The sequence below is a fragment of the Ruegeria sp. THAF57 genome, assembly GCF_903914075.1.
Lineage (GTDB): Bacteria > Pseudomonadota > Alphaproteobacteria > Rhodobacterales > Rhodobacteraceae > Ruegeria.
The window spans coordinates 35,506-58,370 of record NZ_CAIWNQ010000002.1 but is presented as its reverse complement, the minus strand read 5'-3'; the positions used below and the strand labels follow the sequence as shown (position 1 = coordinate 58,370).

The following is a 22,865-nucleotide window of genomic DNA, read 5'->3' as shown; positions in this document are numbered from 1 at the left end:
GTTAGCATGGTTAACGGATCGTTAGGACGTATTGATTTTCAATGATTACAGCTTTGGGCAAAAGCCAAAGGAAACCCGCGATCTTTCCGAAACCTATGTTAAGTTCAATTGGAAAAGGGAGAATCCAGATGCCGAAGATTGCAAAGAACGCAAGCGTCCAGACTGTCATTACCACTTTTGAAATGACCCCGGGTACCTGCCACGATCTGCTGGAGGCTTTGACCGACGCCTATGCGGATTTCATCTCGAAACAACCTGGTTTTGTTGCTGCGGGTTTGCATGTGAATGACGCGCAGACCAGAATCGCCAATTACTCGCAATGGGCGCGTCGCGAGGATTTTCTGGCCATGCTGCGCACCCCGGAAATGCGGGAGCGCAACCGGAAGATCAACGAATTGTGCAGAAGCTTTGAGCCGGTCATGTATGATGTCGCTGAAACATTTGGCGGATCGTGACCTAAATCAAAGCAGCACGTTTTGTTGCAACGCATCCTTATCGTAAATTGAACGGAGGTGCGCACCATGTATCACAATATTCTTGTCCCGATTTCGTTTGATGCAGAGCGGGATATTTCCGGCCCCCTGAAACTGGCCGAGGTGCTAGCGACGCCGGATGCCCAAGTGACCCTGCTGCATGTGGTCGAGCATATTCCCAGCTATGCAATCTCTTACATGCCACCGGAATATTTGGCCGAGGCACGAAAGGCCCTGCAGTCGGAATTGGACGAATTGGCCGCGAAGCTGCCAAATGCCACTGGTGTATTGGTTGAAGGGCATTCAGGGCGAACCATTCTTGACTGGGCCGAAGAGCATAAGCCCGACCTGATTATTATGGCCTCCCACCGACCAGGAATGCAGGACTTGTTACTTGGTTCAACGGCGAACCACGTTGTACGCCATGCAGCCTGCGCGGTTCACGTGGTGCGTTGACCGGGCCAAATGTCCGATGGGGCAAGGCGCCAAGCCTTGCCGAACCCGCCATTCAGCAGGCCGTCTGAAACCTGAAATCGCACGAAGCTGAAATCGGCAAAATCAACATAGAGCTTCGACTTGGGCCGCAGCTTTAGGTAATGCGCGCGCAGGCGATCATGTTCATCCGTACCACGTGCAACAAATACCGCATTGGCATGCAGCGTAAGCCGCGGATGGGTCAAAGGGTCTCCGGTTGGTCCCGGTGCACCCAGTAAAACTGCGCAAACGGGGTTGGCCTGCAACGCTCGGGTATGATCCGCCAGTGTCGAGATCAGGGTAACCGGCGTTCCGGCTTCGTCTGCGGCGATAGCGATACGCGACACTGATGGAGCCGGCATATCTGGCCGCAAAACCGCCAGAGCGCCATAGGTGACTCTGGCAACAAGATCGCGGGCCAACTGACGGGCCGTTTCGTCAACAGGGCGGAATGGATCGGTATTCGACATGTCAATTCTTGCGCCTTAGGCAAAGAGAGGCAGGGTCAGCCGCGTGTATGGTCGCCGGACTTTGGTATGACGTACCGAATAATGAATCCACTTATTTTGAAGTATCGGCAAGAGGGCCTCGGATTCGCGTTCAATCCGATGTATCGTTACCTATGGCGCCCCGTGACCCCAACCCGCGACAGTTGTTTACAGACCCGAATACGCCGGCCCGTCGCATGCGCGCCGATACCGTGCGACGACGCGCGTTGTCGCCCTTGCGCATTGCGATCATGATCCTGATGCTGCCGATGACGACTGCGGTGATTGCGGTAACCGTGTATACGCGGACGTCCGATTTCGGCCGCGAGGCAGCTCTTTTTCACCTCATTGCCATGGCCGGCTGCCCAGCCGCCGAAGCCATCGTGCCCGGCCCGTTCCTGGAAGGATTGCCGGGGTATCACCGGCGCAATGACCCCGATGGCGACGGAATTGCATGTGAGCCGCAATTGCAGGCGGCACCGACCCAGAATGTGCAGACGGCACAACCGGACCCAGCTGGTCGCGCGGTTGGAAATGCAAAATTCCTTCGACCCTAAGGCTCTGACATGACACGCGACGACTTCAACGCTTTTTGCGCGGGCCTCACGGCGACTACCCATGTTGTTCAATGGGGCAATGCGGATGTGTGGAAAGTGGGCGGCAAGGTCTTTGCGATTTGCGGCTGGAACGAGGGGCGAGACGCCTTCACTTTCAAAGCCACCGATCTGGCCTTTGAGGTGCTAAGTGATCAACCCGGCATCCGCCCCGCGCCCTATCTGGCCTCGCGCGGGATGAAATGGCTACAGGTCTACGAGTCCCGCGGATTGAGCGATGCCTCCCTCCGCGAGCATATCGTGACGTCTTATGATCTGGTGGTGGCGAAACTGACTAAGAAGGCGCGGGCGGAGTTGGGGGTTTAAGCTGCGCGACAGCCCTGCATCATGTCGAGTCTATGTACTGGGCTGCAACCTTGGAGTGTTAGGCTGCATGCTCGGATACGGTGCGTGGTTGAAAACACTCTGAATTCGTAGGTATCAATATGGGATTTTACGCCGCCGTGCTACCTTGCGCGCGGCGTGATCGCTTCGGTCGCGCCCTATGGCAATTGCGCCAGACGAGGGAGGAAAGTCATGTTTGCACGTATTACTCAATTCAAAATGAAGCCCGGCACGCGCGAGGCGGCGACGGCTAAAATGAATGCGTTGAAGCCAGAAATCATGAGCATGCCCGGCATGCACAGCTTTACCAATGTGATGAATGAAGACGGCTCGGGCTATGTGATCTCGGTCGTTGAGAGCGAGGCGACATCGAACGCGAATGCCCCGAAAGTGGCCGAACTGTGGGGCCATTTCGCAGAGTTCATGGAAGGCCCGCCGACGCCGGTTGGGTATGATGTGATTGCCCATTGGGATAAGGGGTGAAAACTGACCTGAGCGAGAAACACTCGCTCGGGTTCAAACCGTTTGAGACTTACTCAGTTAATCCATATTGCTGTGAAAACGCGATGGGATTTATGTCAGGAATGGTTGCGTTCGGGATGACTAAAGATAGTTGCGCTCCAGCACATTCACGAAAAACCCGCACGGGCTCAGCAGCGCCGTCCAGCGAGAATGTGGCCACATGATTCTGCGTGAATGCGTAGGCTATGCGGTTGTACTCCAACCCATCAAGCACGTTTCCGAAACCCGTATTCGTGACGGTCAAAGACGTTGCGCCGTCGGATAGAACATGGCGCGATGTAGCAATCTCGATCGGGGACGAGCCTTCAAAACGCATTGCAAACCACGGGGCCTGTTCCCAAGCAGAGTTTGTTTGGGTCACGGTGATTGAATAAAGCGGTTTAGATGGGTCGTAGGTGAGAAATATTTTGGCTGCGTCGGTCTCGTGCGAAAGCGTGCAAATTTGACCAACGGTTGCATCCCACGCATAGGCAGGCGTGCTAAGGATCAGTGATATCAGAACGACTCTCATACCTTGAACCTAGCCACGGAATGCGGTTAGGCAAGGCGGCTGAAGCAAACAACGCCATGTGCTGAAACCTTGAATTGCGTCGCTAACAGTTTAACGCTTCCGCCTCTTCACATTCCCTCCCCGCTGACCCGGTCTGCCAGCCGTTGACCGTCCGCGCGACTTCACCGCATCCTCAGACGCTTTCTCGACCGCCCATTGCCGCGCCATGGGGTCGTCGGCGACGGCGAGATCGACCGCTTCCAGGCGTTTGATCTCATCGCGGATGTTGGCGGCCTCTTCGAATTCCAGATTCTCGGCGGCTTTGCGCATCTTCTCGCGCAACCCGTCCAGATGGGCCTCCAAATTCGCGCCGTGCATCGGTTTTTCGATGGTGGCGGTGACGCGGTTCATGTCGACGTCGCCTTCGTAGAGACCGGCCAGAACGTCCTCGACATTCTTTTTCACCGTCTCAGGCGTGATGCCGTTTTCCTGATTATAGGCAAGCTGTTTGGCGCGGCGGCGGTTGGTCTCGTTCAGGGCACGCTCCATTGAGCCGGTGATCTTGTCGGCATACATGATCACGCGGCCATCGGCGTTGCGCGCGGCGCGGCCGATGGTCTGGATCAGCGAGGTCTCGGACCGCAGGAACCCTTCCTTATCTGCGTCCAGAATGGCGACCAGCCCGCATTCGGGAATGTCCAACCCCTCACGCAGCAGGTTGATGCCGATCAGTACGTCGAAGGCGCCAAGCCGCAGGTCGCGCAGGATTTCGATGCGCTCGATCGTGTCGATGTCCGAGTGCATATAGCGGACCTTGATACCCTGCTCGTGCAGGTATTCGGTCAGGTCTTCGGCCATGCGTTTGGTGAGCGTGGTGACCAGCGTGCGATATCCATCGGCTGCAACCTTGCGCACCTCGTCCAGCAGGTCGTCCACCTGCATCGACACGGGGCGGATTTCGACCTCGGGGTCCAGCAGGCCGGTGGGGCGGATCACCTGTTCGGTGAAGACACCGCCGGTCTGTTCGATTTCCCACTTGGCCGGGGTGGCCGAGACAAAGACGGATTGCGGGCGCATGGCGTCCCATTCCTCGAACTTGAGGGGGCGGTTGTCCATGCACGACGGCAGGCGGAACCCATGTTCGGCCAGCGTGAATTTACGCCTATAGTCGCCCCGGTACATGCCGCCGATCTGCGGGACGCTGACGTGGGATTCGTCGGCGAAGACGATGGCATTGTCGGGGATGAACTCGAACAGGGTCGGGGGTGGCTCACCGGGAGCGCGGCCTGTCAGATAGCGTGAGTAATTCTCGATCCCGTTGCAGACGCCGGTGGCCTCAAGCATTTCCAGATCGAAATTGGTGCGCTGTTCAAGGCGTTGCGCTTCCAGCAGTTTGCCTTCGCCGACCAGTTGATCCAGCCGGATGCGCAGTTCCTTTTTGATCCCGATGATCGCCTGCTGCATCGTTGGTTTCGGCGTTACGTAGTGCGAGTTTGCATAGACCCGCACCTGTTCCATCGACGCGGCGCGTTCGCCGGTCAGGGGATCAAACTCGGTGATCTGTTCCAATTCCTCGCCGAAGAACGACAGTTTCCATGCGCGGTCCTCAAGGTGAGCAGGCCAAATCTCTAGCGAGTCCCCTCGTACCCGGAACGACCCGCGCTGAAACGCCTGATCATTGCGGCGGTATTGCTGGGCGACCAGATCGGCCATCACCTGACGCTGATCATACTCGTGGCCCACCTTCAGATCCTGTGTCATCGCACCATAGGTCTCGACGGAGCCGATACCGTAGATGCAAGACACCGAGGCAACGATGATCACGTCATCGCGTTCCAGCAGCGCGCGGGTGGCCGAGTGGCGCATCCGGTCGATCTGTTCGTTGATCTGCGATTCCTTTTCTATGTAGGTGTCGCTGCGCGGGACATAAGCCTCGGGCTGGTAGTAATCATAGTAACTGACGAAATACTCGACCGAGTTTTCCGGGAAGAATCCCTTGAACTCGCCATATAGCTGCGCGGCCAGCGTCTTGTTGGGCGCCAGGATGATGGCGGGGCGCTGGGTTTCCTCGATCACCTTGGCCATGGTGAAGGTCTTGCCGGTGCCGGTCGCGCCCAGCAGAACCTGATCGCGCTCGCCGTCCCGAACGCCGCCGGCCAGTTCCTTGATCGCCGTCGGCTGATCCCCTGCCGCATTGAATTCAGTATGCATAACAAACTGTTTGCCGCCTTCCAGTTTCAGGCGCGCGCGGACGTCTTCGGCGGTCAGTTGGGTCTTGTCGGAATGGGCGTAGGGCATGGGCGGGCTCCGGATCAGGTCCTTACATTTGTTCTTATTTTGTCCAACTGCAAGACCTGATCTAGATTCTAGTCCCATTACGCGGCTTGAGGCTGGGCTGAGTGTGTGTGCAGTTATGTCTCGGTTGCGCTCTGGGCGAAGCGTTGCGTTATTTTCTGTATGCACCTCACTTTTTTCTAGCCCTATCTGATGACAAAAATTGTCATCAGAGGCAGGGGAATAGCCGCGACAATTGCCACCTTGTCCCGGAGCGCGCTCTGACGCATAAACGTCCTCAGCCAAGCGAGTACGGAGAGGCGACATGCGCGCACGGATTTACCAGCCTGCAAGGAATGCAATGACTTCGGGAATGGCCAAAACCCGCAAGTGGGTACTGGAGTACGCTCCGGCATCCGCGCGTGAGGTTGATCCGTTGATGGGTTGGACGTCATCCAGTGACACGCAGACACAGGTGCGTTTGAAGTTCGATACCAAAGAAGAGGCGTTGGACTACGCTAAGGATAACGGCATCGACGCGCAGGTCAGCGAGCCGCACAAGCGTAAAGCAAACCTGCGCTCGCGCGGCTATGGCGAGAATTTTGCCACCGACCGGCGCACTCCCTGGACACACTGAGTGATCGACATTCGGCTGGCCGACCCGACTTCACCGGCGCTGCGTCCGGTGGTTCAGGCTCATTTTGCCCACAGTGAAACAGCAGGTCCAGCTGAAAGCAATCACACGATGGACGCCGAAGGGCTGGCTGGGCCGGGTATTCGGTTTTGGGCGATGTATGACGGGGGTCAGGCCGTAGGCTGCGGTGCGTTAAAGGCGCTTCCGGATGGGACGGCCGAAGTCAAATCTGTTCATGTTCTGGCTGATGCACGGGGGCGGGGGCTGGCGCGCATCATGATGACTCGTTTGGCAGAAATCGCTCGGGCCGAGGGCGTGACCGCGTTGGTTCTGGAAACCGGAGCAGACATTCTTTCTGAATATGACGCGGCGCGAAAACTCTATGAGTCGTTGGGCTATTCCTATTGCGGGCCAATCTTTGGCTACAAAGAGGATCCGAACAGCGCCTTCATGCGCTTGGCTCTTGAACCCCGGTCATAAAAACCGCAAGAAGGGCGCAGCGGTCCCGTAGCTCAACTGGATAGAGCAGCTGACTTCTAATCAGCAGGTTGAGGGTTCGAGTCCTTCCGGGATCGCCAGTAAAGCAAGGGGTATTGGCCTGTACAAAGACAAGTAGGTCAGGGCATTCCTCTACGCTTCCTCTACTTTTTGTATCAGCACTTACAGATCAACCGCGCTTACATTGGCAAGCTGGGTGCAACCAAGACTGGGTTGATCGGTTCATCATTGCGGCGGCGATCAACCCAGTCTTGGTAGAGCCAGAGGAACCAGAAAGTTTAAGAAAGATCAGTTCAAGTTCGATTAGAGTCTGACCGAACTCTGGCAGGCTGTGGCAGTGCTGAGCTGGCTGGCTGCGCGCTATACTCTGTCCCTCCCGCCGTGGTCACTCGCAAGAACTGCGGAATCCGCTGGACTTGGCAGAGCTGAGAAATCTGGGGAAATAGAACGAACTCAATTCGCACCTCAGCTTCAGTTGAGCGGGGCTGTGACGCTGCGTTGGCTTCGGATGCTGGGTGCGCGGCCTGACCATACTCTTTCCCTTCCCACAGGGCCTGCTGTCTTCGCTTGTTTGCCTTGCCTCTCTTCTCAGCCGTGCCAGTGGTATCCTCTCCTCTCTCACTGTGGTGAGGACTGGCTTGACGCCGCCCCTCGTAAACCGAGGGGGCGGTGGCAAGGCAGGACGACATTGATCTCTTCTTTCTTCTTCAGGCTGGGCAGTACTGGTTGATCGTTGCGCTTCGATTGATTGGAACAGATTTTCTCCGGGGTGAGTGCCTCCCCCTCCTCTGTGTAGGGGTTGGGGCCAAAACTTAACACTGCCCCCTGGTAACCTCACCCTCTCAGACTAAAATTGCCACGCGGGTTTCTTGGAAAAATGCACCCGATCATGGGTTCACGCCACTGCTATCACTTGGTCTGGTGACAGTTTGTTTGCTCAGGTGTAGACCTTGGGGGACGTAACAATTGGCGAAAATTATGAAGAAACTACTGAGCGCGATCTCATTAATCTTGTTTGGCATCCCGGCCAATGCAGAATTGGCCTCGGTTTACGCTTGCCAATACACCCGTTCATCTGGGTTCTATTTTGAAGAGGGACAATGGAACAGCGTTAGTTTTGTTGTTCGTGAGCCATTCTTCCTTAAAACAGATGGCGAGAAGATTACCAGCGTCGGAGATTTGGCTCCAGAATTTATGAGTTGCACTATTTCAAATATTTATCGGTATCATCAATGCGGCGACCAATTTGGTAACACTGTGTTTTTTAATCCCGGGAACTTAAGAGGTGGGGCATCGTACCTAAATGGCGCAACGTCCGACAGCGAAGATCACAGAGATGATGTTTTTGTTGAGATGTTTATCTGTGAGGCGATGTAGTTTCCCTGGTTATCGTCTCCCGGCCATTCGGTGCCCGTCGTAGGCGTCGGCCCATTGTTCCTGAGTTCCTTTTGATCCATCCGCAGTGCCAGAGAAAAACATGAGGTAGGCGATTAGCCCAATCATGAAGACGCCGCACACCAACTCGCTGACAGGTACTGGTTCTGGTGTTTCTGGCGCTGGCTCAGGGATATCCGTGCGCCAGTGTTCCCACAGGTAAAGGGTTGCGGTTGGGTCGTATGGCGGCGGGTCTTCGCCATAGCAGTTGGGCGGCCATTCACCGAATGGGGGCGTTGTGGGTTCCCAATGGGTCATGTTGTCCTCTTTTTGTAGTGTGCGGCGGATCGGCATTTGGGTGAGCAGAATTGCGCTGTGGCGCGTGCTGGTACGAAGACGGCCTGACAGTGTTGGCATTGTCTTTCTGTATCAGCAATTGGGTACCCGTTTTGGGCGCGGTATCTGGCGCGTTCGGCGCATGTGTGGCTGCATGTTGTGATGCGGTGGCACCATGCTCCGGTGTCAACGTATTCCGGGTGTGAAGGTGGCAGTCTGAGGGTACGGACGGGAATGGGCATATCTTTGGGAATGAGCATTCCGCATACGGCACAGGTTGCGTCTTTATAGCGGTGACCAGTACTTCCACGTGGTCGTCCGCCTCGAAGGTTGTGAGGTCTCATATACTAAATCTACCAAGTGTTGAGGGTTGTTCAACGCTTATTTGGCAGAAATAGGGAATCGTATTGTTTACCAAGTAACCGTTTTATTCAGCTTTGCGGCATCGTGCTTCAGGATTTTAAGAACCCGTTGTCTCAGCTTGATTTCATCCCGAATACTGGCGGCAAATGTGTTGAGTGTTTCGACATCGCGGCTGACCTTTGTGCGGGACAGCATGGCGTTGACGCCCTGTTCGTACACTCGGGCTTTGACGGAAAGGCTTTCCATGACTGCAAAGCCGTTTGGGTTCTCTTTCGTCACGACTGCTTTTTCGTCGCGATCCATAGCGCGGTATCGTTTGACCAGAGCGATCTCATCTTTTGTAAAGGCAAGGTCTTTGAAGACTTCGGCCTGTTCGATCTTCATGGGTGATCCGGCAAGTTTCATTGTCATCTCCATCATGAGGACCAGAACAGGACATCTCGGGGTTCGCCGTAGGTACGAAAGTGCTTATTGCAGCGATCACAGCGCCGATGTCCTACGTGCTGTGACGTGAAGACCTTGCTGCACATCAGGCAGGTGCGCTTTGCCTTTTGTACAGGCTTCTTGAGGGTCTCTGGCACTTTGCCAGTACGAAGAACGATCATCAGGCGGCGGATTTTTTACCGCGCTTCTTCTTCTGGTCCATGTACCGCGCCAATCCACCCTGATAGGCCGCGCTGTCACGCGGTTGCTGGTGCCACAGGTTATTGGTTTCGAGATGCGTGTGAATTTTCAATCCGTACTGGCCACCTATCTTGCCGTCATAAAATTGGACGATCTTCTCAGCCGTGTTTACGTCCCGGTAAGATGTGCTGCCCTTGTAGCCTTCGCCCTTGAGCGCGAGATCGAAGAGATCATTCAGCGCCTGATCAAAGGGTGACTGAGCGTGTGCGACGGGCTGTCGATCCAAGCGCGCCCAATAGAGCCGCGCGGCATCAGCCAACAGTTCGTGGTATTCGAGGGCCATCTTCGACAAGTCGGACAGGATAGAAAGCACATCCTCCTGCGCAACACGGTACTCGTGCTCACAGGTGGCAGCATACGCATCACGTGCGGCTTGCTGAGCGGCTGCGTGGGCCTCCTTTGCCTTGTCCAGCATGTCACGCAGTACAACGATCTTGGAAAGCTCCTCAGCGCGGCGCTGAGCGGCCCCATCAACGTCCTTCAGATCAAGGCTTGTGACCTTTGACCCTTCCTCTGCGGCTTTCAGCTTCGCCTCAATCTCGACAATCGCCAATTCTGTATCGGCCACTTCTTTGACAGCCTTGTCACGCACGGCAACCAGCTTCTGATATTCGCTGCTCACTTGTTCAGCCCTCCTCTGCCGACCGTATTCTTCTGACGTGATCCCGGCGCTGGTCCGGTTCCGAACTTGCGACGGAAATAGGACGACACAACTTCACGAGCATGGGCCGTGTTTTCGTTGCCGTTCATGGCGGTGTAATCGGACGACTGCATTACATCCTGAATGAACAGGGCTTCACTGTCGCCGGACGCAACCAGATCGGTAAACTTCGGTCCTTCACTCACTTTTCAGTCCTCGCGTATCTGGGCTGCGCAGTGGAACATGCGGCCCTGGTTGTGGTTTGGTCTCAATCTGCGGTTCGATCACCTGTCCGCGCTTTGGTGAGAAGATGCGATCACTCAGAATGGACACATTCTTTGGAGGACGCTTAGGAGGCTGCTTGCGCATCACTCCCCTCCTTTCAGCTTCAGTTTTTTGGTGTGCCGTTTGGCGTTGACGATCTTTTTCCGGTCTTCCCCCGCCGCAGACTGTCTTGTGTTTGTAGCTCGACAGCCAACACGGTCCTCAGCATCGCGGGCAACGTGATTGGGCGGGGGAGACGGATCGAAGCGTTGGGTTCGCTCCAATCGGGGTGACACTGGCTTAGGGTCAGGGCCAGAGGATGCGCCTTGCTGCATAGTCTTGATCCGCATGTCGTGGATCAATTGCTCGTTAAACGAACGATCCGACTGCTTACCAGCCACAACAGGTTTGCCCACTTCCCTGTTCCACGGATGCATTACGCGGCCTCCGGTGGTTCTGGGTCGGGCATTCTCTGCTTCAACTGTTCATTCTCACGGCGCAGGCGTTCCAGCTCACTCTCTTCGCTCCCCCAATCAGGGATGTGCGTCGTGCTGCTGTCGATATACACCATGCCGCTTGGATCACGCTCACCATCCGTATTGAGGTTGATGCTGATAGAGGGGCGATACCCTTGATCCGGTGGCGGCTCAGCAACGCCAGACCCGTTCATCAGAACGTCGATCAACTTAACCTTCGCCATCAATCCAGTGCGCGGATTGCGCGCCTGTTCAACAGCACTCTGTACCAGCTCAGGCAAGGCACCCTGCATCTGTGCCCGTACAAGATCAGCATGCGTTTGCTTGACCTCCGGTAACGACAACCAGCGATACACAGTCGCCAAACTCACACCCAGCTTCTTCGCAATCTCCTTCGCAGGCACATCACAGAAGAACAACATGACCGCCTTTTCATGGCGCTCGTCTTTCAAAAGAGGCAGCTTATCCATGAGAAAATCATAAGAATTGCCTTCTGTAAAAGCAATGAAATGAGAAACTATTCTCAAAAATAACCGAATAGTAAGTGCCAGTTATGCCTTGATGTTCTGTATAGAAGGTACCGGGGGGGGTATTTGGACCCCTCTGGCGGTACCTTACGTGGAACTCTCCACCGCCGCTAAAAACCTAGTTTCTTGATAAATCTAGATGATCTCTGGCACTGCTTAGAAGGGCGGTAGAGATGAGGGTAGAGATAGTAGAGATTACTCTTATGCTTTTCTTCCTTTGTTGTAACCCGTTGATAAATAAGGGATGGGGTGTATTTATGGTATCTCAAAAAAAGGTAGGGATTTATCTCTACCATCTCTACTCGGTATGTGTGCTGAGGGCGTAAAACGCCCCCTGCTTTATCGTTGGTATCGGGTGTAGCCTTTGTACTCACCGGTTGAGAATTGACCGGTGTTTTTGTACCCGAGCAGCCTCAAAATGCTGGCGATGCGACGGGCGTCTGTTGAGCTGAGCCTGCTATCAAGAATACCGAGTGCTTCGCGGTATATTTGAGCTGGCGATACTTCTGATCGCCCAGCAAGCCAAACCTCAACGACTTCTTGCCAAGGGTCTGTCACCAGTCGCTTGGCCTGCTGTGTTTTCGCCTGTCGTTCGACTTCGCCTGTAAACCACCAAGGCTCATCATTCCGATACGCAACCACAGCCTCAGCCCATAGCTGGTCTCTGTTTGCTTCAACGTACCCATGATCGGCCCACTCTGTTTTGACGGGCCAGAACCTTCGATTTCCGGTTGTGTCTCGCAGGTATGCGTCTTCGTTGGTAGTACCGACGAATATGCTGCGTCGTGGTTCACGAACCGTACCTTTGCCATATGGTGGTCGGTACTCTTCTTCTCGTCGTGAAATGAAGCTTTTTGTCCGCTCCACATCGGACTTCTTCATTGCATCCAGTTCGGCCATCTCAACGATGAGCTTACCTTTCAGATACACGCTGGCATCCTTCGGGTTGGCCGAAATACTTGGAAGACCATCGCCGAACCAATCGGGGCCAGCGCATAGGGTACGCATGGTTTTGGACTTGCCTTCGCCTTGGTCGCCTTCGAACACAACCATTGTGTCTACCTGACAACCGGGACTGTAGGTGCGTGCCACAGCGGAGATCAGCATACCCCTGCCTACGGCGCGGGTGTAGTTGTTGTCCTCAGCGCCAAACACTGTTGGCAACCACAACGACAGCCTCTGCACACCATCCCATTCGAGGTCATCCATGTAGTGGCGAACCGGGCTGATGACTGACAGTCGAGCGTGTGCAAGCAGGACATCTCCGACTACGGTTTTCGATGCTGTTGGAAATCCATTCCAGTTGAACCACGCAACTGCGTCGGTCAGGTCTTCATCCCTAATCCTGCGCGGCAGGTTGTCCTCCTTTGCTTTGGTTCCGGGGATTTCTTTGGTCAGGACGTATTCGTATGCAAATTCGTTGTATGCAACGACATCCTCCCAATCCCTGTGGTTCTGCATCAAGACCATAGCGTTGGCAGTGTTGAACCTGATTGCGCCCTTTTCGTCAGCAACGAACAGCTTTTCGCTGATACCAAACCGGGGGCTAATTTCCCCGACTTGGTTGCTGTTGCTGTCGATCCCGTCGATACTCTGGACAGGGTTTAGGTTTCTTTCCATGTTGCCTGTCCTTTTGTTGGCGTCCAGTTGGCTACCAGAGCGTCGTTCCAGTCTCGGTTTGGAGGTGGTGACATCACAACCACCTCCGTGCCGTACCCGCTGTATCGTTCGGCCACTGCATCACTGGCTGCTTCGCCTGCTTTGCCCCAATCGTGTGCGACGTAGAGGCGATCACATTCCGCATGACAGAAGTCTTCCATCATGGTTGCGGTACCTCCTGCCCATACGGAAAAGGGATGGTTGATATGCTCAGCCAGGTAGACAGAAGCAGCGATTGAGTTCTCAACACCTTCGCCAACCAGGGCAACGCCTGACCTGGTTCGATCTGAAGCCAGGTGCAGAGCTGTCCTGGCTGCGCATGCCCCGGCGACATACTTGCGATCCTGGCTTTTGTTCCAGAACCGATGGGCTGAGCTGCGCATGTATCCGCCATCGTATTTCCACGCGATGGTTCCGATGCATCCCCACTGCTTGAGATAGCGGGTGAATGGAAACCAGCGCATCTCATTGGGAAAGATGTTCATGGCAACTCGGCCGTCTTTATCCAGTGTGACGGGCAGTCCGCGTTGTTCCCATCGCCACAGGTCGCGCATGTTGAGGTCACGTCCATTGGTCCAAGCGGAGTGTAGGTGTTCGGGCCAGATAACACCCTTAGGCTTAGAGGATCGCCGCACCCAACCTTCTTTTCGTACAGGCAATGTGCCAGAGCCGAGCCAGTCTGTGATCTCACGGATTGCATCGCCAATGGATACGTTACGAACAATCGACCAGAGCTTGATCATGTCGCCGTGTTCACGGGTTTCGAAGTCCATGAAGGTGCCTCTGTCTTCGACGGACAGGCTCCCTTTGTTGCCCCAGCGCAGTTGTCCCTGCTTTGTGTATGCTATGGCTGGCGGCCCGAGCAGATATTCAGCGATGGCAAAGCAGTTGGCCGCAATGACATCGCGTGTTTCGTCGGTGATCATGCTGCGTCCTCCGTGTGTACGGTTGGACGGGATGCAAGCCACCTATCCCAATCTTCGCGCCACAGTCCTGAGCATCGTTCGTGCATCTTGACCAGTGGTGGGAAGTTATAGGTTTGATTGCGGCTGTAGCGGTAGATAGTTGAGCGGGACAAACCGCTTTCACTGACCATCTTCGCGATGGGTACGAATTCACGGGGCATAGGAAAGCCCTCCACATTGTAGAGTGAAAGCCTTCCATTCCCGCTGGCGTTATGCGGCGTGGGTTATCACACTGACCACGACAGTAACGCAGGAGAGCCGCCTGCGTTCGGCGCTCCCGCTATGCCCTGAGCTTGGCGTCTGGTGTGAGTAGCGCCTGAATGTGGGCATCCCACATGGTCAGTGCTTCTCGGATTTCTGGCAGGTAGTCGTGCCGCAAATAGATTGCGGTCACATCGGCTTGCTTGTGGCCGAGTGTGGCTTTGATTGTGTCGCGATCTACGCCGAGCCTTTGCAGCCCTGTACCGCATGTTCTGCGCAGGTCATGGATGCGCCAATCGCTGGTGTCACTGTCCCGCTGTACGCGCGTCAGAAGCTGACTAAAGCCAGAGTATGGACGTGTACCCATCGTACTGAATATGAAGTCACCAGCGACGGGCTGAGCGTTTAGAATAGCGAAGGCAGAAGGGGAAAGAGGGATAGTGCGATCAGTGCCGTTTTTCGTATCGACAAACGTGACCAGCTTGTGATCAAGGTCCACATCATCCCACTTGAGATTGGCAATCTCGCCGCGTCTGGCTCCGGTGAGCAGCAGCATTTGAATGATGGCATCGCCGGGGGTGTTGCCCATTGAAGTCCAGAGGGATGCAACCTCGGCGTCAGTCAGAACCCGATCTCTTGTACGGGCAGTGACAGTGGGTTTTTCGATCAGGTCCATTGGGTTGGCGACAATCCAGCCCTTCTTGCGCATGCACCAGATGAAGAACTTGCTCATGTATGCGTAGGCGCGTTGTGCTTCGACGCTTGCGCCACGGTCTTCGATACGTGCCAGTACAGAACGGACATGTGCTGCTGTGACATCTGTAATCTGCATGCTGCCGAACTTTGCGGACAGCTCGTTACGCAGGACACGGGCGGGATTGCGTCCAGACTTGAGCTGGTTGCAGTGTTCTTCGATGTGCAGCTCTACCGCTGTTGCCACAGTCTGTCCGGTTGGTGTCTTGACGTTGGGATCAATGCCATCGCGTAGATCGGCGCGTAGTTTAATGACCCGCTGCCTGGCTTCACGCAGGCTGATTGCAGGAAACTCAGCGAAGGTATGCGCTTTGCGCTGCTTGCCCATAGCGTACTGAAAGAACCAAGTGCGGCGTCCTGTTTTGGACACACGCAGCCATAGTCCACCGCCATCACCATAGGTTCCCGGCGCTGCGGACTTAACGAGTGTTGGGCTTAGTTTACCTACCATTACTCTACAAATTGGTTGCTACAGACTGACACATCGTAACCCGCATGAAGGGTGCAATCAACTGTAAAACAAGGTGTATCGGCACTGAGTGGAATGGAGTGGGATATATATTGTGCTGACTTCTAATCAGCAGGTTGAGGGTTCGAGTCCTTCCGGGATCGCCAAAGTCATATATTTATCATTTATTTTCAGTTGGTTGCCGTAATTTTTGGCAAACGTATCGATTAGGTTCGCCAAGGTTTGTTCCCCATTTGGCCGCGCGATCAGCTTAGCCATTCCAGAGTCAGCCATTACTTCGCGGTTTGCTTCTGCAATGTACCGCTGAACTTCGGAAAGGGTCTTGTGGCCGGTGATCGCTTGGATCTCGGGGGCAGACGCACCGGCCTCAGCCAGACGCCTTGCACAGGCTTTTCTAAGCCCATGCGCGGAGCAAGCAGGCACCCCAGCCCGATTACACCATTTGCTCATGTCGTTACCCAGACCATCCGGGCTGCGTTGTTTGCCAAACCTGGTTTGCAGGAATGTTCCTGAATCTGGCAGCCGGTCTATAACTTCCCGCAGGTCAGGGTGAACCGGAATGCTGACCAATTGCCCATTCTTCTTTCGGGTCTTTTGGCGGCGATAGACCAGCCTTTCCCCGCCTTCGGTCTGCTTAGTGCCAAAACGGCCCAGCTTTATGGCATCTACAAGAGCAACACCGGTGTAGAGCATCAGAGTTGCGGCTGTATGCGCGATCTGGCCAGCCTGATCGTGATCGAAGAACTTTGCTATCTCAGTTTCGGACCACGTATTAATTCCATTGCTTTCCACATCAAATGGTTTTGTGGCTCTGACAGGATTGGACTCCATCCACTCCAGTTCGACGGCCAAGTCGAATAACTGCCCTACCCCCATAGGAACGGGACCGGCTGAGAATAACAAAGGTCTGCCATAGTACTCGCCCTGCCTCCGGTATGCGCGCGGGTTTGCCTGTCTTGAGGTGATCGTGCATGGCAACAACCATCTAACGCTTGAAACGGTCTTGGGCGCTCATGTCACACGACCCCCAGTTCCGATAGCTTTATCCGCAAGGCCATTGTTTCTTCGGGCGTGTCGAACATCCCGCGCGGGTCTCTATCATCCACAAGAACGAGATTGAGGCGGTCAGTAAGCGGCGAAGCCTCTGCGCTGGCCGGTGGTTCCGCTGGCCGTGACAAATACCCGCCCGTTGCATATCCTGGCGCACCTCGGTTGATCGCTTCCAGCAATGGCCTAACTCCGGGTTTCCGAACCTGCGCAGCTTGGACAACGTATTCCCCGCGGAGCACAATCCCTGCGGGTTCGTACTTTCCACTGTCGCCGGTATAGCCGCCACCGGAAAGGCTCAACAGATTGCCGAGAAACGCACCTGCCCCGGTGCTGTTGCTCAAGCCCAGGGCAAACTTCTGGAATTGAACCTGCGCCATTTGCGCCAAGAGATCGGCCAATGCCTGCCGTGCAGTTGTTGCTTCGGTCGCAAGGCCAGTAAAGATATCGCTGATTGCGTCAGCACCGCGCTCAGATGAGCGTTGATGAATTCAGACGCGGTCTGCTGGATCACCTCGGCCCTAAGCCGTTAGTGATCCGCCAATCCAGCGTTGGCGTTCCAAATTCGTTGATTGTCTCTGTGGTTCTTTTCACCGGAATGACGCGAACCGGTTTGCCTGCTTTCATCACGCCACCTCATTGACCAAAAGTTCCACAGTGACGATCCCGTGCGAAATCTCGCCGTCGCCGACCCGAATGAACCGCATGGAAGAAACCTTGATGTCTGCAGCCTGATAGCCGGAGTCCAGATTAATTCGCCCCCAATTCAAGGCGTTGCGGACAGCCCCACAAATCCGTTTCACACCGTCCAAGGAAGGTTCGCGTTTCCAGATATGAAACGTGTGGAACACCCGGCTGTGTTTTCGCTGCAGGGAAGAACCCTCATCGACCACCTGAGACTCCTCAAGAATGATGCTGGGGCTAGGCGCAGAGCGCTGATTGCGGTCCAGAATGTTAAGCGCAGGCACAAGATTAGTGACAGCCTGTGTTGCCACTAGTCGCGCTCTGATTGCCTTTTGCGTTGCTAGGTCCAAACTCATTTACGAGCCTCCCTGATTGCCTTTGAAATGGCGTTCTTGATCCGATTGGCGCTGCGCTTCTTTAGCAAGCGATACGAGGGCCAGAAAAACGGCTTCGCATCAGTCCTTGTGGATCCGTACTCAACAATATGGGCATAGCGCACGTCTGTATTTCCAGCGGTTACAGCAACCCCATTGGAAGGCACGGTATGACTGCCTCCCGGCTGAGAATAGGCAGGCGTAGACCGTCCTGGTCCGGTGACAGTGATGCTGCCTTTCAAATCCCCTGTATCTTCGGGAACAAGGTCTTCCATCATGTCCTGCATTTCATAAGCCGATTTGAGCAAAGCAGGTTCAATCGCCTTGACCGACTCTCGCGGGATCGCCTTCATGCGTTGCTGGAAACTTTTCAAACCGCCATCTTTCATCAGAAGGTAAACTCCCGATATTCGTTGACGATCTCCGTCACGCCGAAAGGAATGGCTTTCACGCCTTCCTCTGCTGCAGACCGATAATCGTACCAGAACGCGGCCAGAAGGGTGACAGCCTAAACAAGTGCCGGGGGTATTGGGTCTTGGTCCACACCCCCGAACTGTTCCTCGATCTTGCAGCCCATCAGCTGTTCGGCATGGTTCTGAGCGGCGTCAATCAGCCGGGTCAACACAGCATCGTCTTCGCCACCGATATAATGGGTGAACGCCAAATGCTCTTTCAGTTGTGACAGGCTCAGGATTGCCATTTTACGCAGCCGATACCGCTGTAACTGCCGAGTTGATCCAAAGCTGGCTGTTCAACTTCAAAACACTGTCGGCGCTGTCCACTTGCTCTGCTGCACTGCCGACCTGGGCGATGAAGTACCGCTCACTTGGCGTTCCGGCTGGCGGGGCATCGTCGAATACCACCTTGAAAGCATAATTATGTTCAGTGCCTTCCGCAGTGCGCAGGGCGTTTTGACCTGCATCCGCGTAGTCCAGGCCCAACACCAAATCCAGAACCCCTGCATCGCGGGTGCCTTTGACACGGTGTGTTCGCGCGTCGGCAAGGCTGGCGAAAGTAATCTTGTTGGATGTGTCGCCAAATGTATCGATGGACTCGGTTTCCTTGATCTCGGTGTATGAAAGCGCACCATAGGCCGCTGCATCGGCAGGCTCGGAATTTTGCCCCGCTGTGCTGAGGAAAATCTTGGTGCCGTTGCTTGGGAAAATAGCCATTGTGATTGTCCTCTAGGTTATACGCCGCTCTGCACGTTGCTCGGCGCTGGAATGGCAAACCGTAGCATGTCTCTTTGCTCATCGCGCTCAACGATGTGGTGGGGAAAGACGAGCATAAACCCATGGGAAGGGTGCGCCCGTTGCAGACGCACCCAAATGCACGCGGCTACTCCACCACCTCGAAGTCGTCCTCCGGCTTGCCGTATTCCACGAACAAGTCACGGACCAATCGCTGCATAACGGACAGTTGATTCGGTAAAGGGTGCCATTTCGGTCGGTGCGCTTGGGCGCTGATGGGCTTTGCGAAGTCAGATGTCCAAGGCTCTTTCGAAGTGTTGGCGATATACGGCATGTAGGCACACGGCGCGTAACGCAGTTGGAGTTGGGAGTGAAAGTTTAAGACACGTCATCTGCGCATTCGCAGCCAAGAAAGATCAGACAAGTTCACCGCTCGTTTTTCCGAAATATGCGGCTACTCAGAAATCAATGGGTTCTAGCCCTAATAGCTTTCAAACGTTGTTGTTTGATTTTGCCGGGGGGGTGCCCGTAGATGGTATTGAATGCTCTTACAAAGCTGGATGGTTCGGAATAGCCAACACGCCACGCGACGCTGGAAATATCCAAATTCGTGCTTTCGAGTAATTCGCGCCCGAAGGCTAGTCTGGCTTCGATCAATACACGTCGAAAATTTGTACCTTCGGCCGTCAACCGACGCCGCAACGTTCTGTCACTGATGCCCATCCGATCAGCGATCACGCGGACGTTCAGGTTTCCCGCCACATCGGAGAATATCTGGTTTCTCACTTGCTGAATGATCTTTGGCGCAGCCGGGGTAGAAGAATTTAGCTGTGCTTTGCATTGTTGCAGACTTGTCGCCATTTCTTCAGGGTTTTGATTGGGAAGCGCGATGTCCAGATAATCGGCGGGCAGAATTAGTGCGTCTTCATCACAGTTCAAATGGACGTTGACATCCAATTCACGCTCGATAGCGTCTGCAAATCGTTTGTCCGAAATTCGGGTTCTAAGCGAAGCAACGCTGGATTGAAAGTCTGGCAACAATTTCGATGTGAAATTGGTCAGGACTGTCAGGTGTCGCTCAAGAACAAAGCACTTAGTTCTTCCTTTAAGGTCACCAGCATCCAGAGTCACATGTACTGAACTTCCCACCTGTTTTAATTTCATCTTCAAGATCAGAAAATATGGATCAGGAAAATCCATCGCCACAGCCAGTGCTTTGCCAAGCGTCGGACTGCTTAGAACTGCATATCCCCAGGTTCCAAAAACCTCTGGGCGCGACAGGCGGCCGATCTTGATTCCCAGGCCGAATGAATCCGGGACTTGAGCTAAAAAATTTTCGACGGCTATCAGTTCCTGCCGCAACAGTATTCGTTTCCCTGAATTATAAAGATCGAAACTGCTAAGGCCGGTTCCTCTAAGGCAATCCTCAGAAGACAGGCCATATTCCTGCGCGGCCTCAACCAAAATTCGTAAGCTGCCTGTAGGCCGAGAATGATCAAGCGGAAACATGGGCGCTTGATAGCAAAGTGGTCTCAAATGTCAAAAAACTGGCCCATAGTGCCATCAACATTCTGGGCGGATTGGCAGATTATTGCCCTCCGATTTCGCTGTAACGCCGATATGCGCTCGGCGCGTGGCCTAAAGGGGGAGGGAACCGGGTGGGAATTGGTCCAAAAAACTATGAAAACAAAGCATCGGACATTTTGCATTCCTTGTCTGTCGAAGAGAAGGCGGCACTGTGTTCGGGTGAGGATTTTTGGAGCCTGAAATCGTTGGATCGCCACGGCATTGGCCCTTTGATGGTGACGGACGGGCCGCATGGATTGCGCAAGCAAAAAGGTGCAGCGGATCATATGGGTTTTAACCATTCCGTTCCCGCAACTTGTTTTCCGACAGCGTCGGCTTTGGCGGCGACGTGGAACACAGACTTGATGAGCGAAATCGGTCGGGCACTTGGTGCTGAATGTCGACACGAGGGTGTCAGTGTTCTTCTTGGTCCGGGTATCAACATCAAGCGACATCCCACCTGCGGGCGCAACTTTGAATACTTCTCGGAAGATCCGTATGTGTCCGGCAAACTGGCTGCGGCATTGGTAGAAGGGCTGCAATCTGAGGGCGTAGGTGCCTGTGTCAAACATTTTGCGGCAAACAATCAAGAAACACAGCGGATGGTCATCGACACGCTTGTTGACGAACGAACCTTGCGCGAAATTTACTGCCCGGCTTTTGAGACAGTGGTCAAAGAGGCGCAACCTTGGTCTGTCATGTGCGCCTATAACCGTTTGAACGGCACGTTTTGCAGCGACAGCGATTACCTTCTGAACAAGGTTCTGCGCCAGGATTGGGGTTTTGAAGGTCTCGTCATGACCGATTGGGGTGGTCAAAATGACCGGGTCGAGGGCGTCAAGGCTGGGATGGATCTTGAGATGCCCGGCAACAAGGGGGTCAATGACGCGCGCATAGCGTGGGCGGTCCGCTCTGGCCAATTGTCTGAAGCTGATCTGGATAAAACGGTGTTGCGTATTCTCAAGCTCATGCTGGCCGCGACTGATCGGAAAGATGGCACGGCCCACGTGGATATGCAGGCGCATCACGATCTGGCTAGGCGCGCAGCAGAAGAAAGTGCCGTTCTCCTGAAGAACGACGGTGGGCTTCTTCCTTTGAAAGCCATTGGGAAAATTGCGGTGATAGGAGGCTTTGCCGAAACCCCTCGGTTTCAGGGGGCTGGCAGTTCGCAGGTCAATCCATGGAAGCTAGATACCCCACTGGATGCGCTACGTACTTATCTGGAGCCTAATGCCGAAGTCAGTTTTGCGCGTGGTTTTGATGCAGATACCGCCGAAGATGACCCGACCTTAATTGCGGCGGCTGTCGAAGCAGCCCAAAACGCCGACAAGGTTGTACTGCTCGCTGGTTTGACCGCTAGGTTTGAGGCCGAAGGTGTCGATCGCGACACACTTGCGTTGCCTGCGCAGGTCAACCGGCTTGTCGAGGCCGTGACAAAGGTCAACCCGAACACGGTTGTCATATTGTCCAACGGGTCCGCGATTGAAATGCCTTGGATCAACGAGGTTCAGGCCGTCATGACCCTGCAATTGGCCGGTCAGGCAGGTGCAAATGCCTTGCCCAGAATACTTTTTGGCGATGTGTCCCCTTCAGGCAAGCTTGCCGAGACTTACCCGATGGCCATGGAGGATTGTGCCTCGGATGCCCATTTCCCCGGCGAACCGCGTCGGGTCATTTATCGCGAAGGGCTCAATATCGGTTACCGCTATTTTGTCACCTATGACGTTCCGGTGCAGTTCCCCTTTGGCCATGGGTTAAGTTACACCCGCTTCCAATACAGCGACTTGAAACTGCACATTGGCGGGGCTGCAGGGGAAGCCAAAGTCGTGGCCGAGTTAACCGTGACAAATACTGGAAATCGCGCCGGGGCTGAGATCGTACAGTTTTACGTTCGTGATCAAGTCTGTAGCCAGCCGCGCCCCAAACGCGAACTTAAGGGTTTCCACAAGGTGATGCTTGAACCCGGTGAAAGCAAAACCGTGCGCATGGACCTGCCTTCGCGCGCTTTTTCGTTTTACGATGTAGCTCGTGCAGACTGGGTTACGGAAGACGGTGACTTCGACATTCTCGTCGGCGCTTCGGTTACGGATATCCGTCTGTCAGGCAAAGTTACACTTAAAACCGGGAATCCTGCACGCCGACCAACCCCCGAACGCCCTGCAATCAGCATGAGCGACGCGCAGTTCACGGGGCAGGGCGGGGTATTGATCCCTCAGGATAAAACGCGCCCGTTCACGCCTTTATCTACATTGCACGAGCTTCAGGAAACTCGGTTGGGACGTCTTTTGTTCCGAAAGGTTGTAAAGGACGCAAACAAAATGCTGGGCGGCCATACGGATGAAGAAGCCATCCGGTTGCGTGACGCTTTGCTGTCCAGCCTACCGATGCGCAACCTTGTCACCATGAGCAACGGCGCTTTCAGTCCCAAAATGTTGGACATGGTCCTTCTTATGCTGAACGGGCGCTACGGCGCAGCATTCAAGCGCGGTTTCAAGGGGTAGT

Annotated in this window: 27 protein-coding genes, 2 tRNA genes and 1 pseudogene; 11 read left to right on the top strand and 19 right to left on the bottom strand. The window is 54.7% G+C overall.

The window, feature by feature from the left end:
- Positions 1-128 precede the first annotated feature (128 nt).
- Together RUESEDTHA_RS04275 and RUESEDTHA_RS04270 are read left to right on the top strand one after the other, a co-directional pair.
- Positions 129-455: an antibiotic biosynthesis monooxygenase gene (locus tag RUESEDTHA_RS04275; protein WP_171122419.1), complete on the top strand. Its 327-nt coding sequence runs from the start codon at positions 129-131 to the stop codon at positions 453-455.
- A gap of 66 nt (positions 456-521) precedes the next feature.
- Positions 522-929 (top strand): universal stress protein, encoded by a 408-nt coding sequence (locus tag RUESEDTHA_RS04270; protein WP_180884717.1) that lies wholly within the window; start codon positions 522-524, stop codon positions 927-929.
- Here the strand turns inward: RUESEDTHA_RS04270 and RUESEDTHA_RS04265 are convergent.
- On the bottom strand, positions 914-1,417 hold the full coding sequence (locus tag RUESEDTHA_RS04265) for a HugZ family protein (protein ID WP_180884715.1): 504 nt from the start codon (positions 1,415-1,417) through the stop codon (positions 914-916). The genes RUESEDTHA_RS04270 and RUESEDTHA_RS04265 overlap by 16 nt on opposite strands.
- 215 nt (positions 1,418-1,632) lie before the next feature.
- On the opposite strand from RUESEDTHA_RS04265, the gene RUESEDTHA_RS04260 reads away from it, so the two are divergent.
- The 3 genes from RUESEDTHA_RS04260 (at position 1,633) to RUESEDTHA_RS04250 (ending at position 2,856) form a co-directional block, all read left to right on the top strand.
- The gene (locus tag RUESEDTHA_RS04260; RefSeq protein ID WP_255431620.1) at positions 1,633-1,992 is read left to right on the top strand and encodes an excalibur calcium-binding domain-containing protein; all 360 of its coding nucleotides are present in this window, start codon (positions 1,633-1,635) and stop codon (positions 1,990-1,992) included.
- Between the two features lie 9 nt (positions 1,993-2,001).
- On the top strand, positions 2,002-2,355 hold the full coding sequence (locus RUESEDTHA_RS04255; RefSeq protein ID WP_180884711.1) for an MmcQ/YjbR family DNA-binding protein: 354 nt from the start codon (positions 2,002-2,004) through the stop codon (positions 2,353-2,355).
- A 210-nt stretch (positions 2,356-2,565) separates the two neighbouring features.
- Positions 2,566-2,856, top strand: coding sequence for an antibiotic biosynthesis monooxygenase (locus RUESEDTHA_RS04250; protein WP_180884709.1), 291 nt, complete (start codon positions 2,566-2,568; stop codon positions 2,854-2,856).
- Between the two features lie 49 nt (positions 2,857-2,905).
- Here the strand turns inward: RUESEDTHA_RS04250 and RUESEDTHA_RS04245 are convergent, their stop codons facing one another.
- A complete protein-coding gene (locus RUESEDTHA_RS04245; RefSeq protein WP_180884707.1) occupies positions 2,906-3,406 on the bottom strand; it encodes a hypothetical protein in 501 nt (166 codons plus the stop codon).
- Positions 3,407-3,496: 90 nt separating this feature from the next.
- A complete protein-coding gene (uvrB, locus tag RUESEDTHA_RS04240; protein ID WP_180884705.1) occupies positions 3,497-5,683 on the bottom strand; it encodes an excinuclease ABC subunit UvrB in 2,187 nt (728 codons plus the stop codon).
- A gap of 301 nt (positions 5,684-5,984) precedes the next feature.
- Here uvrB and RUESEDTHA_RS04235 point away from each other — a divergent pair, with 301 nt between their 5' ends.
- The 4 genes from RUESEDTHA_RS04235 (at position 5,985) to RUESEDTHA_RS04220 (ending at position 8,168) form a co-directional block, all read left to right on the top strand.
- Positions 5,985-6,296: an ETC complex I subunit gene (locus RUESEDTHA_RS04235; protein WP_171122403.1), complete on the top strand. Its 312-nt coding sequence runs from the start codon at positions 5,985-5,987 to the stop codon at positions 6,294-6,296.
- A complete protein-coding gene (locus tag RUESEDTHA_RS04230; protein WP_180884703.1) occupies positions 6,297-6,773 on the top strand; it encodes a GNAT family N-acetyltransferase in 477 nt (158 codons plus the stop codon).
- A gap of 21 nt (positions 6,774-6,794) precedes the next feature.
- Positions 6,795-6,871, top strand: a tRNA-Arg gene (locus RUESEDTHA_RS04225).
- An 898-nt stretch (positions 6,872-7,769) separates the two neighbouring features.
- Entirely contained in the window at positions 7,770-8,168 is a 399-nt protein-coding gene (locus RUESEDTHA_RS04220) for a hypothetical protein (RefSeq protein ID WP_180884701.1), read from the top strand.
- A gap of 9 nt (positions 8,169-8,177) precedes the next feature.
- On the opposite strand, the gene RUESEDTHA_RS04215 is transcribed toward RUESEDTHA_RS04220, so the two are convergent.
- The 9 genes from RUESEDTHA_RS04215 to RUESEDTHA_RS04175 form a co-directional block, all read right to left on the bottom strand.
- Positions 8,178-8,483: a hypothetical protein gene (locus tag RUESEDTHA_RS04215; protein WP_180884699.1), complete on the bottom strand. Its 306-nt coding sequence runs from the start codon at positions 8,481-8,483 to the stop codon at positions 8,178-8,180.
- Between the two features lie 429 nt (positions 8,484-8,912).
- Positions 8,913-9,269: a hypothetical protein gene (locus tag RUESEDTHA_RS04210; protein ID WP_180884697.1), complete on the bottom strand. Its 357-nt coding sequence runs from the start codon at positions 9,267-9,269 to the stop codon at positions 8,913-8,915.
- 199 nt (positions 9,270-9,468) lie between these two features.
- A complete protein-coding gene (locus tag RUESEDTHA_RS04205) occupies positions 9,469-10,170 on the bottom strand; it encodes a hypothetical protein (RefSeq protein WP_180884695.1) in 702 nt (233 codons plus the stop codon).
- The gene (locus RUESEDTHA_RS04200; RefSeq protein ID WP_180884693.1) at positions 10,167-10,394 is read right to left on the bottom strand and encodes a hypothetical protein; all 228 of its coding nucleotides are present in this window, start codon (positions 10,392-10,394) and stop codon (positions 10,167-10,169) included. Before RUESEDTHA_RS04200 ends, RUESEDTHA_RS04205 begins: the two co-directional genes overlap by 4 nt.
- Before the next feature lie 494 nt (positions 10,395-10,888).
- Entirely contained in the window at positions 10,889-11,398 is a 510-nt protein-coding gene (locus RUESEDTHA_RS04195; RefSeq protein ID WP_180884691.1) for a helix-turn-helix domain-containing protein, read from the bottom strand.
- A gap of 396 nt (positions 11,399-11,794) precedes the next feature.
- A complete protein-coding gene (locus tag RUESEDTHA_RS04190; RefSeq protein WP_180884689.1) occupies positions 11,795-13,075 on the bottom strand; it encodes a virulence-associated E family protein in 1,281 nt (426 codons plus the stop codon).
- Positions 13,060-14,040, bottom strand: a complete 981-nt coding sequence (locus tag RUESEDTHA_RS04185) for a toprim domain-containing protein (protein ID WP_180884687.1) — start codon at positions 14,038-14,040, stop codon at positions 13,060-13,062. The genes RUESEDTHA_RS04190 and RUESEDTHA_RS04185 overlap by 16 nt, the downstream gene beginning before the upstream one ends.
- Positions 14,037-14,210 (bottom strand): AlpA family transcriptional regulator, encoded by a 174-nt coding sequence (locus RUESEDTHA_RS04180; RefSeq protein ID WP_255431649.1) that lies wholly within the window; start codon positions 14,208-14,210, stop codon positions 14,037-14,039. Before RUESEDTHA_RS04180 ends, RUESEDTHA_RS04185 begins: the two co-directional genes overlap by 4 nt.
- 149 nt (positions 14,211-14,359) lie before the next feature.
- The gene (locus RUESEDTHA_RS04175; RefSeq protein ID WP_180884683.1) at positions 14,360-15,484 is read right to left on the bottom strand and encodes a site-specific integrase; all 1,125 of its coding nucleotides are present in this window, start codon (positions 15,482-15,484) and stop codon (positions 14,360-14,362) included.
- A gap of 90 nt (positions 15,485-15,574) precedes the next feature.
- Here RUESEDTHA_RS04175 and RUESEDTHA_RS04170 point away from each other — a divergent pair.
- Positions 15,575-15,648 (top strand) — tRNA-Arg (locus tag RUESEDTHA_RS04170).
- Here RUESEDTHA_RS04170 and RUESEDTHA_RS20990 read toward each other — a convergent pair.
- From RUESEDTHA_RS20990 to RUESEDTHA_RS04135, 7 genes and pseudogenes are all read right to left on the bottom strand, one after another.
- Positions 15,611-16,195: a tyrosine-type recombinase/integrase gene (locus RUESEDTHA_RS20990; RefSeq protein WP_370456770.1), complete on the bottom strand. Its 585-nt coding sequence runs from the start codon at positions 16,193-16,195 to the stop codon at positions 15,611-15,613. The two genes, RUESEDTHA_RS04170 and RUESEDTHA_RS20990, sit on opposite strands and share 38 nt — an antisense overlap.
- Before the next feature lie 323 nt (positions 16,196-16,518).
- Entirely contained in the window at positions 16,519-16,950 is a 432-nt protein-coding gene (locus RUESEDTHA_RS04160) for a hypothetical protein (protein ID WP_180884681.1), read from the bottom strand.
- Positions 16,951-17,175: 225 nt separating this feature from the next.
- Positions 17,176-17,589: a DUF3168 domain-containing protein gene (locus RUESEDTHA_RS04155; protein WP_180884679.1), complete on the bottom strand. Its 414-nt coding sequence runs from the start codon at positions 17,587-17,589 to the stop codon at positions 17,176-17,178.
- Entirely contained in the window at positions 17,586-17,996 is a 411-nt protein-coding gene (locus RUESEDTHA_RS04150; protein WP_180884677.1) for an HK97-gp10 family putative phage morphogenesis protein, read from the bottom strand. The genes RUESEDTHA_RS04155 and RUESEDTHA_RS04150 overlap by 4 nt, the downstream gene beginning before the upstream one ends.
- A pseudogene (locus tag RUESEDTHA_RS20980) lies at positions 17,996-18,307 on the bottom strand (head-tail connector protein). The gene RUESEDTHA_RS04150 and the pseudogene RUESEDTHA_RS20980 overlap by 1 nt, the downstream one beginning before the upstream one ends.
- Position 18,308: 1 nt before the next feature.
- Positions 18,309-18,779 (bottom strand): hypothetical protein, encoded by a 471-nt coding sequence (locus RUESEDTHA_RS04140; RefSeq protein ID WP_180884675.1) that lies wholly within the window; start codon positions 18,777-18,779, stop codon positions 18,309-18,311.
- A 483-nt stretch (positions 18,780-19,262) separates the two neighbouring features.
- The gene (locus RUESEDTHA_RS04135) at positions 19,263-20,306 is read right to left on the bottom strand and encodes an AraC family transcriptional regulator (protein ID WP_180884673.1); all 1,044 of its coding nucleotides are present in this window, start codon (positions 20,304-20,306) and stop codon (positions 19,263-19,265) included.
- 149 nt (positions 20,307-20,455) lie between these two features.
- On the opposite strand from RUESEDTHA_RS04135, the gene RUESEDTHA_RS04130 reads away from it, so the two are divergent.
- Complete coding sequence (locus tag RUESEDTHA_RS04130) at positions 20,456-22,864, top strand: glycoside hydrolase family 3 C-terminal domain-containing protein (RefSeq protein ID WP_180884671.1); 2,409 nt, start codon at positions 20,456-20,458, stop codon at positions 22,862-22,864.
- The last annotated feature ends 1 nt before the right edge of the window (position 22,865 follow it).

Excerpts from the sequence above, each read along its gene's own strand:
- RUESEDTHA_RS04275 (WP_171122419.1), top strand. The coding sequence starts at position 129 with ATGCCGAAGATTGCAAAGAACGCAAGCGTCCAGACTGTCATTACCACT.
- RUESEDTHA_RS04270 (WP_180884717.1), top strand. The coding sequence starts at position 522 with ATGTATCACAATATTCTTGTCCCGATTTCGTTTGATGCAGAGCGGGAT.
- RUESEDTHA_RS04265 (WP_180884715.1), bottom strand. The coding sequence starts at position 1,417 with ATGTCGAATACCGATCCATTCCGCCCTGTTGACGAAACGGCCCGTCAG.
- RUESEDTHA_RS04260 (WP_255431620.1), top strand. The coding sequence starts at position 1,633 with ATGCGCGCCGATACCGTGCGACGACGCGCGTTGTCGCCCTTGCGCATT.
- RUESEDTHA_RS04255 (WP_180884711.1), top strand. The coding sequence starts at position 2,002 with ATGACACGCGACGACTTCAACGCTTTTTGCGCGGGCCTCACGGCGACT.
- RUESEDTHA_RS04250 (WP_180884709.1), top strand. The coding sequence starts at position 2,566 with ATGTTTGCACGTATTACTCAATTCAAAATGAAGCCCGGCACGCGCGAG.
- RUESEDTHA_RS04245 (WP_180884707.1), bottom strand. The coding sequence starts at position 3,406 with ATGAGAGTCGTTCTGATATCACTGATCCTTAGCACGCCTGCCTATGCG.
- uvrB (WP_180884705.1), bottom strand. The coding sequence starts at position 5,683 with ATGCCCTACGCCCATTCCGACAAGACCCAACTGACCGCCGAAGACGTC.
- RUESEDTHA_RS04235 (WP_171122403.1), top strand. The coding sequence starts at position 5,985 with ATGCGCGCACGGATTTACCAGCCTGCAAGGAATGCAATGACTTCGGGA.
- RUESEDTHA_RS04220 (WP_180884701.1), top strand. The coding sequence starts at position 7,770 with ATGAAGAAACTACTGAGCGCGATCTCATTAATCTTGTTTGGCATCCCG.
- RUESEDTHA_RS04215 (WP_180884699.1), bottom strand. The coding sequence starts at position 8,483 with ATGACCCATTGGGAACCCACAACGCCCCCATTCGGTGAATGGCCGCCC.
- RUESEDTHA_RS04210 (WP_180884697.1), bottom strand. The coding sequence starts at position 9,269 with ATGAAACTTGCCGGATCACCCATGAAGATCGAACAGGCCGAAGTCTTC.
- RUESEDTHA_RS04195 (WP_180884691.1), bottom strand. The coding sequence starts at position 11,398 with ATGGATAAGCTGCCTCTTTTGAAAGACGAGCGCCATGAAAAGGCGGTC.
- RUESEDTHA_RS04190 (WP_180884689.1), bottom strand. The coding sequence starts at position 13,075 with ATGGAAAGAAACCTAAACCCTGTCCAGAGTATCGACGGGATCGACAGC.
- RUESEDTHA_RS04185 (WP_180884687.1), bottom strand. The coding sequence starts at position 14,040 with ATGATCACCGACGAAACACGCGATGTCATTGCGGCCAACTGCTTTGCC.
- RUESEDTHA_RS04180 (WP_255431649.1), bottom strand. The coding sequence starts at position 14,210 with ATGGTCAGTGAAAGCGGTTTGTCCCGCTCAACTATCTACCGCTACAGC.
- RUESEDTHA_RS04175 (WP_180884683.1), bottom strand. The coding sequence starts at position 15,484 with ATGGTAGGTAAACTAAGCCCAACACTCGTTAAGTCCGCAGCGCCGGGA.
- RUESEDTHA_RS20990 (WP_370456770.1), bottom strand. The coding sequence starts at position 16,195 with ATGCTCTACACCGGTGTTGCTCTTGTAGATGCCATAAAGCTGGGCCGT.
- RUESEDTHA_RS04155 (WP_180884679.1), bottom strand. The coding sequence starts at position 17,589 with ATGAGTTTGGACCTAGCAACGCAAAAGGCAATCAGAGCGCGACTAGTG.
- RUESEDTHA_RS04150 (WP_180884677.1), bottom strand. The coding sequence starts at position 17,996 with ATGAAAGATGGCGGTTTGAAAAGTTTCCAGCAACGCATGAAGGCGATC.
- RUESEDTHA_RS04140 (WP_180884675.1), bottom strand. The coding sequence starts at position 18,779 with ATGGCTATTTTCCCAAGCAACGGCACCAAGATTTTCCTCAGCACAGCG.
- RUESEDTHA_RS04135 (WP_180884673.1), bottom strand. The coding sequence starts at position 20,306 with ATGTTTCCGCTTGATCATTCTCGGCCTACAGGCAGCTTACGAATTTTG.